The sequence below is a fragment of the Dehalobacter sp. DCA genome (assembly GCF_000305775.1).
GTDB classification, from domain to species: Bacteria; Bacillota; Desulfitobacteriia; order Desulfitobacteriales; family Syntrophobotulaceae; genus Dehalobacter; species Dehalobacter alkaniphilus.
In genome coordinates this window covers 45,508-61,702 of sequence record NC_018866.1, presented here as the reverse complement: position 1 = coordinate 61,702, position 16,195 = coordinate 45,508, and the positions used below count along the sequence as shown (strand labels likewise).

The 16,195-nt window shown below is 48.8% G+C and carries 17 protein-coding genes and 1 pseudogene; 16 read left to right on the top strand and 2 right to left on the bottom strand.

The features are described from left to right. Positions 1-161: 161 nt before the first annotated feature. The 13 genes and pseudogenes from DHBDCA_RS00320 to DHBDCA_RS00260 form a co-directional block, all read left to right on the top strand. Positions 162-2,213, top strand: a pseudogene (locus tag DHBDCA_RS00320) (helicase-related protein); the annotation flags it as partial. A gap of 12 nt (positions 2,214-2,225) precedes the next feature. Beyond that, positions 2,226-3,173 (top strand): DUF3991 and TOPRIM domain-containing protein, encoded by a 948-nt coding sequence (locus DHBDCA_RS00315; protein ID WP_015042135.1) that lies wholly within the window; start codon positions 2,226-2,228, stop codon positions 3,171-3,173. Between the two features lie 150 nt (positions 3,174-3,323). Beyond that, positions 3,324-4,544, top strand: a complete 1,221-nt coding sequence (locus DHBDCA_RS00310; RefSeq protein WP_015042134.1) for an ATP-binding protein — start codon at positions 3,324-3,326, stop codon at positions 4,542-4,544. A 529-nt stretch (positions 4,545-5,073) separates the two neighbouring features. Next, complete coding sequence (locus DHBDCA_RS00305) at positions 5,074-5,484, top strand: DUF3849 domain-containing protein (protein ID WP_015042133.1); 411 nt, start codon at positions 5,074-5,076, stop codon at positions 5,482-5,484. Then, the gene (gene mobC / locus DHBDCA_RS00300; RefSeq protein WP_015042132.1) at positions 5,481-5,852 is read left to right on the top strand and encodes a plasmid mobilization protein; all 372 of its coding nucleotides are present in this window, start codon (positions 5,481-5,483) and stop codon (positions 5,850-5,852) included. The genes DHBDCA_RS00305 and mobC overlap by 4 nt, the downstream gene beginning before the upstream one ends. Then, positions 5,812-7,197 (top strand): relaxase/mobilization nuclease domain-containing protein, encoded by a 1,386-nt coding sequence (locus tag DHBDCA_RS00295; RefSeq protein WP_015042131.1) that lies wholly within the window; start codon positions 5,812-5,814, stop codon positions 7,195-7,197. The genes mobC and DHBDCA_RS00295 overlap by 41 nt, the downstream gene beginning before the upstream one ends. Further along, on the top strand, positions 7,160-7,987 hold the full coding sequence (locus DHBDCA_RS00290; RefSeq protein ID WP_015042130.1) for a PcfB family protein: 828 nt from the start codon (positions 7,160-7,162) through the stop codon (positions 7,985-7,987). The genes DHBDCA_RS00295 and DHBDCA_RS00290 overlap by 38 nt, the downstream gene beginning before the upstream one ends. A 6-nt stretch (positions 7,988-7,993) precedes the next feature. Further along, positions 7,994-8,893: an ArdC-like ssDNA-binding domain-containing protein gene (locus DHBDCA_RS00285; protein WP_015042129.1), complete on the top strand. Its 900-nt coding sequence runs from the start codon at positions 7,994-7,996 to the stop codon at positions 8,891-8,893. Positions 8,894-8,905: 12 nt separating this feature from the next. Further along, a complete protein-coding gene (locus DHBDCA_RS00280; RefSeq protein WP_015042128.1) occupies positions 8,906-9,097 on the top strand; it encodes a hypothetical protein in 192 nt (63 codons plus the stop codon). Next, entirely contained in the window at positions 9,084-10,847 is a 1,764-nt protein-coding gene (locus tag DHBDCA_RS00275) for a VirD4-like conjugal transfer protein, CD1115 family (RefSeq protein ID WP_015042127.1), read from the top strand. Before DHBDCA_RS00280 ends, DHBDCA_RS00275 begins: the two co-directional genes overlap by 14 nt. A gap of 27 nt (positions 10,848-10,874) precedes the next feature. Further along, on the top strand, positions 10,875-11,183 hold the full coding sequence (locus tag DHBDCA_RS00270) for a TrbC/VirB2 family protein (protein WP_015042126.1): 309 nt from the start codon (positions 10,875-10,877) through the stop codon (positions 11,181-11,183). 5 nt (positions 11,184-11,188) lie between these two features. Beyond that, the gene (locus DHBDCA_RS00265; RefSeq protein WP_015042125.1) at positions 11,189-11,416 is read left to right on the top strand and encodes a hypothetical protein; all 228 of its coding nucleotides are present in this window, start codon (positions 11,189-11,191) and stop codon (positions 11,414-11,416) included. A 63-nt stretch (positions 11,417-11,479) separates the two neighbouring features. Continuing rightward, the gene (locus tag DHBDCA_RS00260) at positions 11,480-12,319 is read left to right on the top strand and encodes a hypothetical protein (RefSeq protein WP_015042124.1); all 840 of its coding nucleotides are present in this window, start codon (positions 11,480-11,482) and stop codon (positions 12,317-12,319) included. Between the two features lie 11 nt (positions 12,320-12,330). On the opposite strand, the gene DHBDCA_RS00255 is transcribed toward DHBDCA_RS00260, so the two are convergent. Continuing rightward, complete coding sequence (locus DHBDCA_RS00255) at positions 12,331-12,609, bottom strand: hypothetical protein (RefSeq protein ID WP_015042123.1); 279 nt, start codon at positions 12,607-12,609, stop codon at positions 12,331-12,333. A gap of 89 nt (positions 12,610-12,698) precedes the next feature. After that, the gene (locus tag DHBDCA_RS00250; RefSeq protein ID WP_015042122.1) at positions 12,699-12,953 is read right to left on the bottom strand and encodes a helix-turn-helix domain-containing protein; all 255 of its coding nucleotides are present in this window, start codon (positions 12,951-12,953) and stop codon (positions 12,699-12,701) included. Positions 12,954-13,193: 240 nt separating this feature from the next. On the opposite strand from DHBDCA_RS00250, the gene DHBDCA_RS00245 reads away from it, so the two are divergent. The 3 genes from DHBDCA_RS00245 to DHBDCA_RS00235 are packed head-to-tail and all read left to right on the top strand — an operon-like array spanning position 13,194 to position 16,145. Then, positions 13,194-13,391, top strand: coding sequence for a hypothetical protein (locus tag DHBDCA_RS00245; RefSeq protein ID WP_015042120.1), 198 nt, complete (start codon positions 13,194-13,196; stop codon positions 13,389-13,391). Between the two features lie 59 nt (positions 13,392-13,450). Further along, positions 13,451-13,816 carry a PrgI family protein gene (locus DHBDCA_RS00240; protein WP_015042119.1) on the top strand — a complete coding sequence of 122 codons (366 nt, stop codon included), beginning with the start codon at positions 13,451-13,453 and terminating at the stop codon, positions 13,814-13,816. After that, on the top strand, positions 13,809-16,145 hold the full coding sequence (locus DHBDCA_RS00235; RefSeq protein WP_015042118.1) for a VirB4-like conjugal transfer ATPase, CD1110 family: 2,337 nt from the start codon (positions 13,809-13,811) through the stop codon (positions 16,143-16,145). Before DHBDCA_RS00240 ends, DHBDCA_RS00235 begins: the two co-directional genes overlap by 8 nt. Positions 16,146-16,195: the final 50 nt, after the last annotated feature.

The window sequence follows — 16,195 nt, the reverse complement described above, 5'->3', positions numbered from 1 at the left end:
GATAAAAATATCTAAAACTATTATACCATAATCGCAACTAATATAAAAGGACATAATAGGACAAAATATAATATATTTTCTACATAAAAATCAGCCCTGAACTCCGCTATCTAAACGGTTTTCAGGGCTGAGTGCTAGCAGTTTTTCGTCTTATAAGTCCTAAAGTCAGGAAGACAAAGAAAACCTTAAAGCTGAAGCTGGATAAGCTCAATGACACCAGCCGTAAGGATGATGTCGTCACTTTTGAGGAATTAGGCGTTGACCGCTTATTTGTGGACGAGGCCGATTTTTACAAGAACCTGTTCTTATATACCAAAATGCGCAACGTGGCAGGCCTGTCCCAGACTGAGGCGCAGAAGTCCTCCGACATGTTTGCCAAGTGCCGTTACCTGGATGAACTGACGGAGGGGCGCGGCATTATCTTTGCCACAGGAACGCCGATCAGCAACTCCATCACGGAGATGTACACCATGCAGCGGTATCTGCAATATGAAGCTCTGCGCCAAAACGGACTCCAGCATTTTGACTGTTGGGCCTCTACCTTCGGGGAAACCGTGACGGCCATCGAGCTTGCGCCGGAGGGGACAGGCTATCGGGCGAAAACCAGGTTCGCCCGCTTCTATAACCTGCCGGAACTCATGAATATGTTCAAGGAAATCGCCGACATCAAGACTGCGGATATGCTTAACCTTCCCGTGCCGAAAGCCAACTACCATAATGTTGCGGTCAAGCCGAGCGAATTCCAGCAGGATATGGTAGCCGAGCTTGCGGAGCGCGCCGAACGGGTGCGCAACCGGATGGTAGAACCGAATGAGGACAACATGCTGAAAATAACCAACGACGGCCGCAAGCTGGCTCTTGACCAGCGGCTGGTGAGTCCCATGCTTCCCGATCACGAGAACAGCAAGGTAAACGCCTGCGTGGAAAATGTGTTTCGTTTCTGGCGGGAAAACAGAGATAAGAGGCTCACTCAGCTTGTGTTCTGCGACCTGTCCACACCCAAAGGCGATGGGAATTTCAACGTATACGATGATGTCAAGCAAAAGCTCGTTTTCCAAGGTGTTCCCGCCGATGAGCTTGCTTTCATTCATAATGCCGACACGGAAACGAAGAAAAAAGAACTGTTTGCCAAGGTGCGCAAGGGACAGGTACGAATCCTGTTAGGCTCCACCTTTAAAATGGGGGCCGGGACCAACGTGCAGGATAAGCTGATTGCCCTTCACGATCTGGACTGCCCTTGGCGTCCCCGTGATCTGGAACAGCGAAGCGGCAGGATTGTCCGCCAGGGAAACAAAAACGACGAGGTGCATATCTTCCGCTATGTGACGGAAAACACCTTTGACGCCTATCTCTATCAGGTATTGGAGAACAAGCAGCGGTTTATTTCCCAGATTATGACCAGTAAATCCCCCGTGCGAAGCGCCGAGGACATTGACGAGACGGCGCTTTCCTATGCCGAAGTGAAGGCACTGGCGACAGGTAACCCCTATATACGCGAAAAGATGGATCTGGACATTCAGGTTTCCAAGCTGAAATTACTGAAAGCCAATCACTTAAGCCAGCGTTATGCTTTGGAAGACAGATTGCTCAAACATTATCCGCAGCAGATCAAAACCACCGAGGAACGCATTGCGGGCTATGAAAAAGACCTTACCCTGTATGAGCATCACAGCGTATTGGAACCCACCGAAGGCAACACAGAAGACAGCCAATTTGCAGGCATGACGGTGAAAAACGTTGCCTACACTGAAAAAGCCAAGGCAGGCGCGGCAATTCTGGAAGCATGTAAGCTGATGACTTCTCCCGAACCGCAGGAGCTGGGCAGCTACATGGGTTTTCCAATGCTGTTTTCCTTTGACAGCTTCCATAAGCAATATCAAATCACCCTGCAGGGCACTCTAAGCCATACAGTATCACTGGGTACGGACATTTACGGGAATATTACCCGACTTAACAATGCCCTTGCTGAAATGCCCAAAAAACTGGAATATTGCCGGGAGCAATTAAGCACTCTTCGCCAGCAGATGGAAACGGCTAAAGAACAGATTGACATCCCCTTTGAGAAGGAACAGGAGCTGCAAACCAAGTCTGCGCGACTGGCAGAGCTGAACATTTTGCTCAACATGGATAAACATGAAAACGAGGTGATCGACTGCGAGCCTGACGAGGATATAGATGTTCCGGAAAAGAAAACTGTGGGTTATGAAAGGTGAGGTGATAAAGAAATGCCTTATGTAACACCAGAGCAGATTGAACGGGCCAAGCAAATGGATCTGCTGACTTATTTGCAATATTACGAGCCGCATGAGCTGGTGCACTTTTCCGGCAACGTCTATACCACCCGCACTCATGACAGCCTGAAAATCAGTAACGGAAGATGGTGCTGGTGGTCGCGCAGCATCGGCGGGCGCTCTGCATTGGACTATCTCATCAAGGTTCGAGGTATGACGCTCCCTGAAGCAGTCATTCAGATAGACGGACGGGCGGCTATCATGCCGCCGGTCCCGTCAAAAGCACAAGAACCCACCAACCAGAGAAACTTACTTTTGCCGGAAAAAAACAAAAACAACAACTGTGTGATTGCTTATCTCTCCGGGCGCGGCATCCACAGGACTTTAATTGAATACAGCATCCGGACCGGACGGCTATACGAAGGCCACGAACATCATAATGCTGTATTTGTCGGTTTTAACCGCCAGGGTGTTCCCAAATATGCGACGTTTCGTGGAACAACCGGCAAACGGTTTTTAGGGGAAGCCGAAGGAAGCGACAAGCATTTTTCCTTTTCCATTCCGGCACGGCAGGGAAGCCGTAAACTCCATCTTTTTGAAAGCGCCATTGACCTCCTTTCCTACGGCACGCTGGAGCTGTTTTCCGGCAGGGACTGGAGGAAGGAAAACTGTCTGTCCCTTGCGGGAATCTATAAGCCGAAAAAGATTATCGAACAAAGCACCTCACCCGCCGCGCTCGTCCAATACTTAAAAGACTTCCCGCAGATCAAGGAAATTGCGTTACACCTGGACAACGATACGGCGGGACGGCTGGCGGCAAAAACCCTTCAAACCATCCTTTCCCCTGCTTACGCTATTTCCGACGAACCGCCGAAGTGCGGGAAAGATATGAACGATTATCTGAAAAATGTATTGGAAAAACGACATGGACAGGAGCGATAACTATTTTATTATTTGCCTGTTATCACCTATAAAACAATGATAGGATGCAAAAAGCAAAATAATTTTATATATTTATAGGGTTATAACCCTAAACGTTTTATGTATATCTGCACCGTTCTGTGGTATAATACCAATAAGGCGGTGGTTATCATGATCCAAAGAGATTTATACATGAAGCAAATCAGGCCGTTCATCGGGAAACCGTTTGTTAAGGTGCTGACAGGCATCCGGCGCTGTGGGAAATCCTCCATTCTGATGATGCTGCGGGATGAGCTTCAGAGCAGCGGCGTTGCACCGGAAAACATCCTGTATATCAATTTTGAAAACCTTGATTTCTCCGACCTGAATACGGCGGAGAAGCTGCACAGTTATGTGAAAGCGCGCATGACAGGTGAAGGCCGATATTATATCCTTTTAGATGAGATCCAAGAAGTCAAGCGCTGGGAGAAAGCGGTCAACTCTCTGCTGGCAGGCGCCAACTCCGACTTGTATATCACAGGCTCAAATTCGCGCCTGCTGTCATCCGAACTTGCGACCTACATCGCAGGCCGTTATATCGAGATTAAAATCAACACACTCTCTTTCAAGGAATATCTGCTGTTTAAGGAGGTGCGCACAGGCGAGAAACCGGTCAATATGCGGGAGGAAGTCAGGGACTATATCCGTCTTGGCGGGTTTCCCGCCGTCCACATCGGTGATTATGAAGAAGACACGGCTTACCGCATTGTGAACGACATCTATTCTTCGGCAATTCTCCGCGACACCGTACAGCGGCATAACATCCGCAATATCGAACTGTTGGAGCGGGTGGTCAAGTTTGTGTTTGACAACATCGGCAATACCTTTTCCGCAAAAAATGTAGCCGACTATTTTAAGAGCCAGCAGCGCAAGATTGACTTAAATACCGTCTACAACTATTTAAGCGCCCTCGAAAGCGCCTATATAATCAGAAAGATTCCCCGTTATGACATCAAGGGCAAAGAGATTCTACAAACCAACGAAAAATATTATATCGGGGATCAGTCCTTGGCCTATGCGGTCATGGGCTACAAAGACAGGCTGATTGCCGGGATACTGGAAAACATCGTTATGCTGGAGCTTGAGCGAAGGGGCTACCGTGTTTTTGTAGGAAAGCTCGATACCAAAGAGGTTGACTTCATTGCTGAGAGAAAAAATGAAAAAGTTTACGTTCAAGTATCCTATACACCCGCTGTCGCCCAGGAAACCATTAACCGTGAGTTTGCTCCGCTGCTGGCCATCAAAGACCATTATCCGAAATACGTCGTTACAATGGATGATTTTTGGAATGATAACGTGGAGGGCATTAAGCACAAGCATCTTGCGGAATTCCTGTTGATGGACGTGTATTAAATACACAAGCATAGCCTTAAAAATAAGACAATTACGTTTACAAATACCTGATTGACAAATATGTTAACCAGGTTTTTATTTCCTTCTTATAATTAGTATTTGCAATAAATATTTTAGTTTTGCGAGTGCGAACGATGACTGGCAGAATTTTCTTTTCGGCAGGTATCTATTGAGACCAATCGTGACTTTTTTACAACACAAGACTGATGTCTTGTGTTGCAGCAAGCACTGAATTTGGCTAGCCAAATTCGCTTGTTAGGGGGATGCCCCCCTAAAACCCCAAAAAAAATGCAGGGCTCATGGGTATTCCTATTCCGTCTTACTCCCGCTTTCATGTGCCTATGCACTGAATCATGAATGATGGCACATCAAAGCACTCGCGGGGATCGGTCCGCCGTACGCTGAGTGGTGACACTCCTCGTACCGCGGCCTTTTGATTACAAATGAATGCCTTATTTTTTGGCGATGCCATTGGGTCCGCCTTTATGTATTTTTATAAGAACATTTAATACGAAAGGGAGGAAAATGAATGGGAAATTATGGCACTATAGACCAATGGCGTAATGAATACTACTACAAATTGCGGGACTGCAAAAAAGCCATGATGGATGACTGTGCCTTATCGCAGGCGTACAACAGCAACACATTAAAGAAGTTTATGGAACAGCTTATTGGGACACATGGCTTGGAGAATGTGTCCCTTTTGCTGTCCAACACTATCCGGGAAGCTCCTTGGGACAAGCGTTACTCCAGTAAAGTCAAAGCTTGGGCGAACCGCTATCCGGAAATCCAACCGGCACCTGCGGAAGAAAAAGAGCCTCTGCGTATTTTCGCCCTAAACTTATATGAACATCCCGCCATCCTCAATCAGGCTGCGCGGATTGCTATGAAAAAGGAAAAGGAACTCTCCCAGCCCAAGCCTAAGGAGCAGGCACGATGAGAAAACGCAATATTCCAATTCTTGTACGACTGGACACCAAAGAACGGCAGAACCTTGCCAAGCAGGTAAAGAAATCGGGTCTGTCCCAGGAAACCTTTATCCGTACTCTCATTAACGGTTATGTGCCCAAAGAACTTCCTCCACCCGATTACTACGCCATGATGCGCGAGCTTCGCGCCATTGGCGTCAACTTGAACCAAATCGCGGCCAAGGCTAATGCCACGGGGCACATTGACCGGACTCTATTCCAGTATGAAGCCACCCGGCTGAGAAAGACCGTGCTGGACATCCAGGCAGCGGTCACGTCGCCGGAAAGGAGAAATGAAGATGGCGACCACAGCAATATGGGATGTAAAAGACCGCCTTGATCGGGTAATCAACTATGCCGTTAATCCCCAGAAAACAGAGAACCTCGATTTCTCAAATCCGGATTTCCAGGGGCTTCGCAACGTGCTGGAATATACCGCACAGGATGATAAGACTGAAAAACAGTTTTACGTAACCGGTATCAATTGTGATCCGGTTATTGCCTGTGAGCAAATGACCCGGACAAAGCTGCAATTCCAGAAAACCGACGGCATCCTTGCCTTCCACGGCTATCAATCCTTTATGCCGGGAGAAGCTACTCCCGAAGCCGCCCATCACATCGGTGTAAAGCTGGCAAAAGAACTTTGGGGTAACCGCTTTGAGGTGGTGGTTTCCACCCATATTGACAAGCATCACCTTCATAATCATTTTGTTCTCAACTCCGTATCCTTCGCGGACGGCAAGCGGTACTACGACAACAACGCTACCTATGCCCTCATGCGGGAGACTTCCGACCGGCTGTGTCGGGAATACGCCCTGTCCGTCATCGAAAACCCGCAGTGGGGCAAATCCAAGCACCACGCCGAGTGGCAGGCCGAACAGGAAGGAAAAGCCACCTGGCGAGGCCTCATCCGCAAGGATGTGGACAAAGCCGTTGCCGCATCCATTACCTTCACGCAATTTATCGTCGCCCTACGTCAACAGGGCTACGAGGTAAAAACGGGTGTAAAATATATGGCGGTGCGTCCCCCGGGAAAAGAACGTTTTGTTCGGTTGAAAACTTTGGGCGACGATTATGCCGAGGAAGCTATTAAGCAGCGGATTCTTCGAAACCGCGCTCCGAAACGGCCACATTCATTTCCGGAGCCAAAGCGAAAACGCTATGCCATCCGGAGTAGTAAGAACTTGAAAGCCACAAAAAAGCTTACCGGTATGCAGGCACTTTACCTTCACTACCTCTATAAAATGGGCATTTTGCCAAAAAAATCCGCGTCCAGCAAAAGGACGCATTTTTTATTGCGCGAGGATCTCCGGCACATGAAGGAACTTACCGCCCAAACAAAGCTACTCTGCGCCCGCCATATTTCGAGCAAAGAGCAGCTTCTCACCTATAAGCAGGGATTACAGCAGGAAATGACTACTTTGTTTGACTCCCGCAAAGCTCTTTATAACCGGATACGCCGGTGCAAGAACGATAAGCAAGTTTCGGCATACAAGGGGCAGATCTCCGGGCTTTCCCAACAAATCAGCCTGCTCCGTAAGCAAGTAAAGCTCTGTGCGGACATCCTGTCCCGTTCTGGGGAAATGCAGAAAAAGCTGTCCCGGATTAAGCAGGAGGAAATCCAGCAAAGGAAGGAGGAAAAGACCTATGAACAACGGAGCCGACGCAGCGGATCAGATCGTTAATATGACCTTTAAAGGAATTGAGGTACTAGCCAGAATCTCCGGCGAAGGTGCTAAAAACCTTGCCACCTACCTGTACGCTGTGTTGAGAGATCAGAAGAAAACCAGAGGTAAAACCCGTCTTGAAACGCTTTTGCGCAGCGGCAAGGAACTGAAAGTCTTTACAGTCAGAAACGAGGACTTGCAGAAATTCACCCAGGAAGCCAGACGCTACGGCATTTTATACTGCGCCCTGCGGGACAAAAAGAATCTGGACGAGATGTGCGACATCATGGTACGGGCCGAAGACGCCTCCAAAATCAACCGCATCGTGGAACGTTTCAAGCTGGCTACCGTGGACACCGCAAGCATCAGGAGTGAAATCGAAAAATCCAGGGCAGCCAAGCAAAAAGAAGCGCCGGATAAAAAAGGCCCGGACGAGAAAGCGCCTCCCATAAAGGGAACTCCCGCCGAAAAAAGTGCGGACGCTTTCCTGGACGAACTCATGCTAAAACCCACACAGTCGGAGCCTGCCGCCAAACAGCCTGACAACCCAAACCCTACGACGGCGACGGCGGAGAAACCCCTTCCGTCCGAGCCTACCTCAGAGCGCAGCGGGAAAACCGCCGGGGGTACAGTTGAGCCTGAACGGAAATCCGTCCGTCAGGAATTGAAGGAAATCCGGGAGGCTCAAAGGGAGCAGACGGAAGCCAAGCGCGAGCCTGCTAAAGAAATGCAGAAAACTACAAAACAGACAGCTAAATCAAACAGGCAGAAATTAAAGTCCAAATCCAAAAAACCGAAAGAGAGGTAAGATGCTATGAGCAGTTTCGATGATCTTTTCCGGCAGGAAAAAGAAGCACCTGCCTCCCGAAGCGACCAGCCCTTTGACAAAGAGGTATGGAAGCAACGGAAGCAGGAACAGCGGGAAATGGTATACTCCCTGATCGACGACACGGCGGAGACCATAGCGCAGGACAGCGCAAAATTCCAAAGCTATCTGGATGTACAGAGTCGCTTTGACCGTTACAGCGTTTCCAACGCCCTCTTAATCCTTGCCCAAAAACCGACTGCTACCCGCATTGCGGATTTCGATACTTGGAAAGAGCAAGGCATCTATATCCGCAAAAAGGAAAGCGGTTTTTACATCCTGGAACCGGGTGAGGAATACCAACGCGACGACGGCACCAGCGGCATCAGCTATAACCCCAAAAAGATGTTCGACATTTCCCAGACCGGGAAAGCCCTAAAACACGAGACTTCGGCCTATCCCGACGACCGCACCCGTATCAAGGCGCTGATGGATCACGCCCCTGTTCCTATTCGTATCAGTGATACGCTGCCGGAAGGCACAAACGCGCTGTATCAGCCGGACACGCGGGAAATTCAAATCCGGCGCGGCATGGACGCGGAAAATATTTTCCGCGCCTTATCCCAGGAACTAGCCCATGCCGAAATGGACAAAGGCGACGGAGATTATGGCCGTTCCGAACATGGCTTCCACGCCTACTGCGCGTCATATATGCTTTGCAAGCAATACGGTGCGGATACAAGCAGTTACCGTTTCAACCACGCTCCAGAAATGCTGGAAAACATGAATCCACAGGAGATTCGCGCCGAGCTTTCAACCATTCGAGAAACTGCTGGTGAAATTTCCGGCAGGATGAACCGGATGCTGGCGCAGCAGCGGCAGCAAAAACGGCCGGAACCGGAACGTTAGGAGGGATTGCCTATGAAGGAAGAAGAAAGGGTGCTCACCCTGGACGACTACGAATACGGCGTGGTGGTGAACGCTTTGAACGAACTGCGAAACGACCTGATTGAAGAACAACGCCCCACCGATGCTGTAGATGAGCTGCTTCTCAAAACCATCGACGCCCCGACCAAAAAGCAGAAGCGCAGGAGTCACGATGAAGCGCGCTGAAACCGCAAGGAGCAACCTGATACCCTTTGCGGTTTTTTTAATCCCTGTGGTATGGGCGGCCTTGCTGACCGCCCCTTCCCTTTCCGGAGGGCTTCCTGAAATTCTTGCCAATCTCACGCTAGCGATAAACAATCCTTTTGACATTCGGTGGGTAAACGATTCGCTCAAGTGCATCCTGCTCTTTGTTGCCGCCTACGCCATGGGCACAGGGATTTACCTCTCTACCAAGCGCAATTACCGCAGGCGGGAGGAGCACGGCAGCGCGCGCTGGGGAGGCGCGGCGACTGTCTGCAAGAAATACCGGGACAAAGATCCTCAAAAAAACAAACTCCTGACGCAAAACGTTCGTATCGGCCTGGACGGTCGTAAGCACAAACGGAATTTGAATGTCATGGTGGTGGGCGGCTCCGGCTCCGGCAAGACAAGGTTTTACGCCAAACCCAACGTCATGCAGGCTAACACCTCTTTTATCGTTCTCGACCCCAAGGGGGAAATTTTGCGGGACACGGGAAACCTGCTGAAAGCAAAAGGTTATGAAATCAAGATTCTGGATTTAATTAACATGCACCTGTCCCATTGCTACAATCCCTTCGCTTACCTCAAGGACGACAAAGACGTGTTAAAGCTCGTCACCAACCTGATCCGCAACACTACGCCCAAAGGTTCCAACACCAATGACCCCTTTTGGGAACGCGCTGAAACCGCTTTACTGGAGGCATTAATCCTCTATCTTCTTTATGAAGCGCCTAAGGAAGAGCAGAATTTTCCGATGGTCATGGAGATGATCGCCGCCGCCGAGGTCCATGAGGATGACGAATCCTATCAAAGCCCCCTTGACGAGCTGTTCGAAAGGCTGGAAATGCGGGAATCGGAGCACCTAGCAGTCAAGCAATATAACATCTTCAAACTGGCGGCGGGCAAAACCGCCAAATCTATTCTCATCGGTTTGGGTGTCCGGCTGGAAAAGTTCAACCTGTCCACCCTTGCGGGAATCACCACGGTGGATGAAATGGAACTGTCCTCAGTCGGGGAAAAAAAGACAGCGCTCTTTGCCGTGATACCCGACAACGATTCATCCTTCAATTTTATCGTCGGGATGCTTTACACCCAGCTATTCCAAAGCCTCATGTACCTTGCCGACTATAAGTACGGAGGCAGGTTGCCCATTCATGTCCACTTTGTCATGGATGAATTTGCCAATGTCGCTCTGCCTGATGAATTTGACAAGCTGCTTTCCACCATACGTTCCAGGGAAATATCCGTGTCCATCATCCTGCAAAACCTGGCACAGCTCAAAGCCCTGTTTAAGGATACCTGGGAATCTATTCTGGGTAATTGTGACGAGTTTCTATATTTGGGCGGCAATGAGCAAAGTACCCATAAGTATGTATCCGAGCTTTTAGGCAAGGAAACCATTGACATGAACACCTACGGTCAGAGTAAGGGCCGTAATGGAAGCTACTCCGTCAATTATCAGTTGTCGGGGCGCGAGCTTCTGACCCCCGACGAGGTGCGGATGCTGGACAACCGCTATGCCTTGCTCTTTATCCGCGGTGAACGGGCCATTATGGACGACAAGTATGATATCCTTAAACACTCCAATCTGAAACTGACTGTTGACGGCGGCGGCCAAGCTTTCCGGCACGGCGGTACGGAAACCGCCCTGGACTGGAAAGCTGTGGTCCTAAACGAAAACAGCGATTACGAGCTTCTCTCCGAGGAAGAACTCGAAACCCAGATACAATCCTGAAAAACAATACATTGGAGGCATGATTCTATGAAAATGTCCAGGAAAATCAAAATGACTATTGCCGTTTACTGCACACTGGTACTAATGCTTTCCTTCTTGGCCGCCCCTGCTTACGCGGCAGGCGATCCCCTTCAGGTGGTCAACAATCTGTCCGACTTCATCTTTGGACTGATCCGCGCCATTGGGATGATTCTCTTAGGCTTCGGCATTGTGCAAATCGGCCTTTCCCTTAAATCCCACGACCCTTCCCAGCGGGCCAACGGCTTCCTGACGCTGGCGGGCGGAGTGATTATTACCTTTGCCAAAGAGATTCTTACTCTGATTACAGGAGGCTGATCGCCATGTTTAATACATTTCCGATCAATGAAGAAATGCACATTCATTCACTGAACAGCGAACTGCGGAAAGCTACCATCCTCAAGAGGCTGGGTGACAACGATTATCTTGCTGAATATAACGGAGTCAAGTGTCATGCAATCTATAACCCGTTTGTCAATAAATTCTACGTGGATGACAAATATGGCGTCATCAGGGACAAAATGCCCAGCAGGGATGAACCATGCCGGTAACGATTACAATGATAAGCCCACGTTTCGTACGCGGGCTTTGTCTCGGAAATGAGGTGAGTTTATTTGTCAAACGGCAACTGGGTCATCGACAATCTCAATAACGCCCTGGCAACCTGGAATGCAAAGCTGGCGGAGATTTTGCAAATTATTACCCAATCGCCAACTGAATTTAAAGGCGGCGGTATTTGGAATGTTATTGTTAATATTCATGGCGCATTGCAGGCCGTTGGCATGGCCCTGTTGGTGTTGTTTTTTGTCATTGGCGTAGTGAAAACCTGCGGCAGCTTCGCCGAAGTCAAAAAGCCGGAACACGCTTTAAAGCTGTTCATCCGTTTTGCCCTGGCCAAAGGCGTCGTGACTTATGGACTGGACCTAATGATGGCTCTGTTCAATATCGTGCAGGGGATTATCTCCACCATCATGAGCGCTGCAGGCTTTGGGACGACCACCCAGACCGTACTGCCCGACACCATTGTGCAGGCCATTGAGAATTGCGGTTTCTGGGCGAGTATTCCACTGTGGGCGGTGACGCTTATCGGCGGATTATTTATTACGGTGCTTTCCTTCATTATGATCCTTACGGTGTACGCCCGTTTTTTTAAAATATTTTTATACACCGCAATTGCCCCTGTGCCTCTGGCCTCCTTCGCCGGAGAGCCGAGCCAAAGCATCGGCAAAGCCTTTCTGAAAGGCTACGCCGCCGTGTGTCTGGAAGGAGCCATTATCGTCCTGGCCTGCGTAATCTTTTCCGTCTTTGCGTCCTCCCCACCGATGGTGGACACCGGTGCCAGCGCCGTCACAATGGTATGGTCCTATATCGGGGAGTCGATTTTCAATATGCTGGTGCTGGTCGGGGCTGTAAAAATGGCTGACCGGGTGGTGCGGGAAATGATGGGGTTGTAAATTTAATACTCTCAGGTGTTTATGTCCTCATAATATTGGTTTTCCTTCTGCTCCCGCCTGTGCCGGATTTTTCGACGGATGGCCGCAACCCAACTCAGAGCCACAAGGCCAAGCAGGGCTAAAAAGATTAGGGTTGTCAGCATTTCATGTTCCTGTACAAAGTTTGGGAACAAAGCGCCCACCAAAAGAACATAAAGCAACGGCACGCCCAAGCGAAAAACCGACGCAATCTTAAAGATGAAGTTTAGAGCCAGCATCAGTAAAAATAAGAAAATGGATGTATACAACACAAACGAACCCTCCTTTCCTATCCCTATTATTACGTATCAAGGAAGGAAATGGAAGGCTGTGCACGGACTATTTTAGCGGCGTACCTTTATTAATCATTCCGTCTTTTCCCCAGCAAATCTTCAATAGAAATATCCAATGCTTTCGCAATCGCAACAATCTCATAATCCTGAACAAGACGGTATTGCCCTTCAAGACGTGAAAGACTTGTCGCACTGATGTCCAAGCCCACGGTTTGCAGTTTCGCTAAAAAATCTTTCTGCTTAATTTTCTTTGCTTTCCTAAGGGCAACAACCTTGGCTCCAATCATGTTTTTATTGCCGGGCGGGTTCTGTCGTGGTTTCATACCCTTGCACCTCACTATTCTTCTCAATTTTATGTGAAGAGACAATGGTTTTAATGCGATAATCGCAGTAAAATATAAAAATAAGTCGATAATCGCAGTAAAAACCGAAAGGAGTCCTTCTAAAAGATGAGACAGAAATCTGCTGTTTCATGGTACGTAAACACATCAAGCTGCATTATGAGGATGATGAAGAACACTCTTTTGTCATCCGGCTTAAAATCAGACAAAGGAGATTAGAGAATGAAAAAGGGGTCTCTCTATGACGAGTTTGAAAGAGAGAAGAAAAAACTTAACAGACTTGGTAATAAAACTTTGAAAAACGGTATTCGCCTTATAGAGGATGAGGCATTTATGGAACAGAACCGTAAGGTTGACGAATTGGTGGTCAAGATCCAAATCGAAAAAGAAAAGCATAAAAAAAACCGGCAGGAACGGTAAAAAAAATCTTGATGGCGCTTCGTTGAGGGGCGCTGTTTTTTTTCGGAGGTGGATATACTTTGGAAGTTAAAATCAACCGGGAAATCCGGGATTACACGGAAAGCTTGTTCTTTGGACTGTCCATGCGGCAGTTTGTTTTTTCTCTCCTAGCTGTTGGCGTTGCCGTCGGCATCTACTTCGGCCTGCGGAATGTCTTAGGCACGGAAACAGTGAGCTGGGTGTGCATTTTGGGTGCGTTCCCCTTTGCCGTCATGGGGTTTATCCGCTATCACGGCATGACAGCGGAACAGTTTTTCTGGGCGTATTTCAAATCGGAGTTTATCCTGCCCAAAAAACTGATGTTTTATCCGACAAACGTGTATTTCGAAGCGTTGAAGCAGAGCATTCAAAACAAGGAAAAGGAGGAATGGAAACGACATGATTAAGACCCTGCAGAAAATTGTGAAGCAGGATAAGGAGAAGTTTGTTGTCCCCAAAGGCGTCCAGCAGGTTATCCCGATTAAGGCCATTTGGTCTGACGGGATTTTTAAGGTGGGCAACAAATTTTCCATGTCCTTTCGTTTTACAGATATTAATTACGCGGTGGCCTCCAAAGAAGACAAGGAAGCAATGTTCCTGTCTTATTCGGAGCTGCTCAATTCTTTGGACAGCGGAGCGACCACCAAAATCACCATCAACAACCGCCGCTTGAACAAAATGGACTTTGAAAGCTCTATTCTCATCCCGCATAGAGGGGACGGGCTGGACGATTATCGTGGGGAATACAACCGGATGCTTTTGGATAAGGCCACCGGCGCTAACGGGATTGTCCAGGATAAATATGTAACCGTATCGGTGCTGAAAAAGAATATTGAGGAAGCACGGAACTACTTCTCTCGCATCGGAGCCGACCTGATCACCCACTTTTCCCACCTTGGCTCCAAGTGCGTGGAACTGGATACTATGGACCGCCTGCGCATCCTGCATGATTTTTTCCGTCCCGGCGAAGAAACGGATTTCCGGTTCGATCTATCCGAAACAATGCAAAAGGGGCACGACTTCAAGGATTATATTTCTCCAGACACCTTTGAATTTGCAAAAGACCACTTCCGCATGGGAAACAAGTACGGGCGCGTCATTTTCTTAAGGGAATACGCCAGCTATATCAAAGACAGCATGATATCCGAACTCTGCGATTTTAACCGCAGCATGATGTTGTCGTTGGATATTATCCCCATCCCCACGGATGAAGCGGTACGGGAGGTGGAAAATAGACTGCTTGGGGTGGAAACCAACATCACAAACTGGCAGAGACGGCAAAACCAGAACAATAACTTTTCCGCCGTTGTGCCCTACGACATGGAACAGCAACGCAAAGAAAGTAAGGAATTCCTCGACGACCTGACAACCCGCGACCAGCGGATGATGTTTGCGGTGCTGACCATGGTGCATGTTGCAGACAGTAAGGAGCAGCTGGACAGCGATACCGAAACCTTGCTGACCACTGCGCGGAAGCATCTCTGCCAGTTTTCCACCCTGACATTCCAGCAGATGGACGGATTAAATACGGCGCTGCCCTATGGGCTAAGGAAAATCGAAGCTATCCGGACGCTAACCACCGAGAGTACGGCGGTGTTTATTCCTTTCCGGGCGCAGGAAATTTCCCACAGCGGCGGCATCTATTATGGCCAGAATGTCATATCCAAGAACATGATAATCGCCAACCGCAAGCTGCTCTTAAACGGTAACAGCTTCATCCTGGGCGTATCCGGTTCCGGCAAGAGCTTTACAGCCAAGCGGGAGATTGTCAACCAGATCCTATCCAGCGATGACGACATAATACTGATCGACCCGGAGCGAGAATATTCTTCCCTTGTCAAAGCCATGGGCGGTGAGATCATCCATATTTCCGCAACTTCACCGAACCATATCAATGCCATGGACATGAACCGCGATTACGGCGACGGGGCTAATCCGGTCATCCTAAAATCTGAATTTGTCCTTTCCTTATGTGAGCAGCTGATCGGTGGCCAAAACCTGGGGGCTAAACAAAAGTCCCTGATCGATCGCTGCACCGCAAGTGTTTACCGGAAGTATCTGCAAAGCAACTTTCATGGGATAACGCCCACCTTGCAGGATTTTCATGCGGAGCTTTTAAAACAGGATGAATCGGAAGCGCAGGAAATTGCCCTGGCTATTGAGCTGTTCACCAGCGGCAGCCTGAACACTTTCGCCAAACCGACCAATGTGGACGTCAACAACCGCCTGATTTGCTACGACATTCTGGACTTGGGCAAGCAGCTTTTGCCCATCGGTATGCTGGTGGTACTGGACAGCATCCTAAACCGGATTACCCGGAACCGGGCCAAGGGTAGAAATACTTTTATAATTATTGATGAAATTTACCTGATGTTTCAGCATGAGTATTCGGCTAATTTCCTTTTTACCCTGTGGAAGCGCGTCCGGAAGTACGGGGCGTTCTGCACAGGCATTACCCAAAATGTTGATGATTTGCTGCAGAGTCACACAGCCAGGACCATGCTGGCCAACAGTGAATTTATCGTCATGCTCAATCAGGCTAGCACCGACAGAATGGAGCTGGCCAGGCTTTTGAACATTTCTGACCTTCAGCTCAGCTACATCACTAACGTGGACGCCGGGAACGGGTTGATTAAGGTGGGAAGCTCCCTTGTCCCCTTTGCCGATCAATTTCCGCGCAACACCAGGCTCTATCGCCTGATGACTACAAAACCTGGCGAACAGGCTGAAATCTAATCCTATATGTTCATTGGGGAAAGCCGGTACGTAATGACGGCTTTTTCATC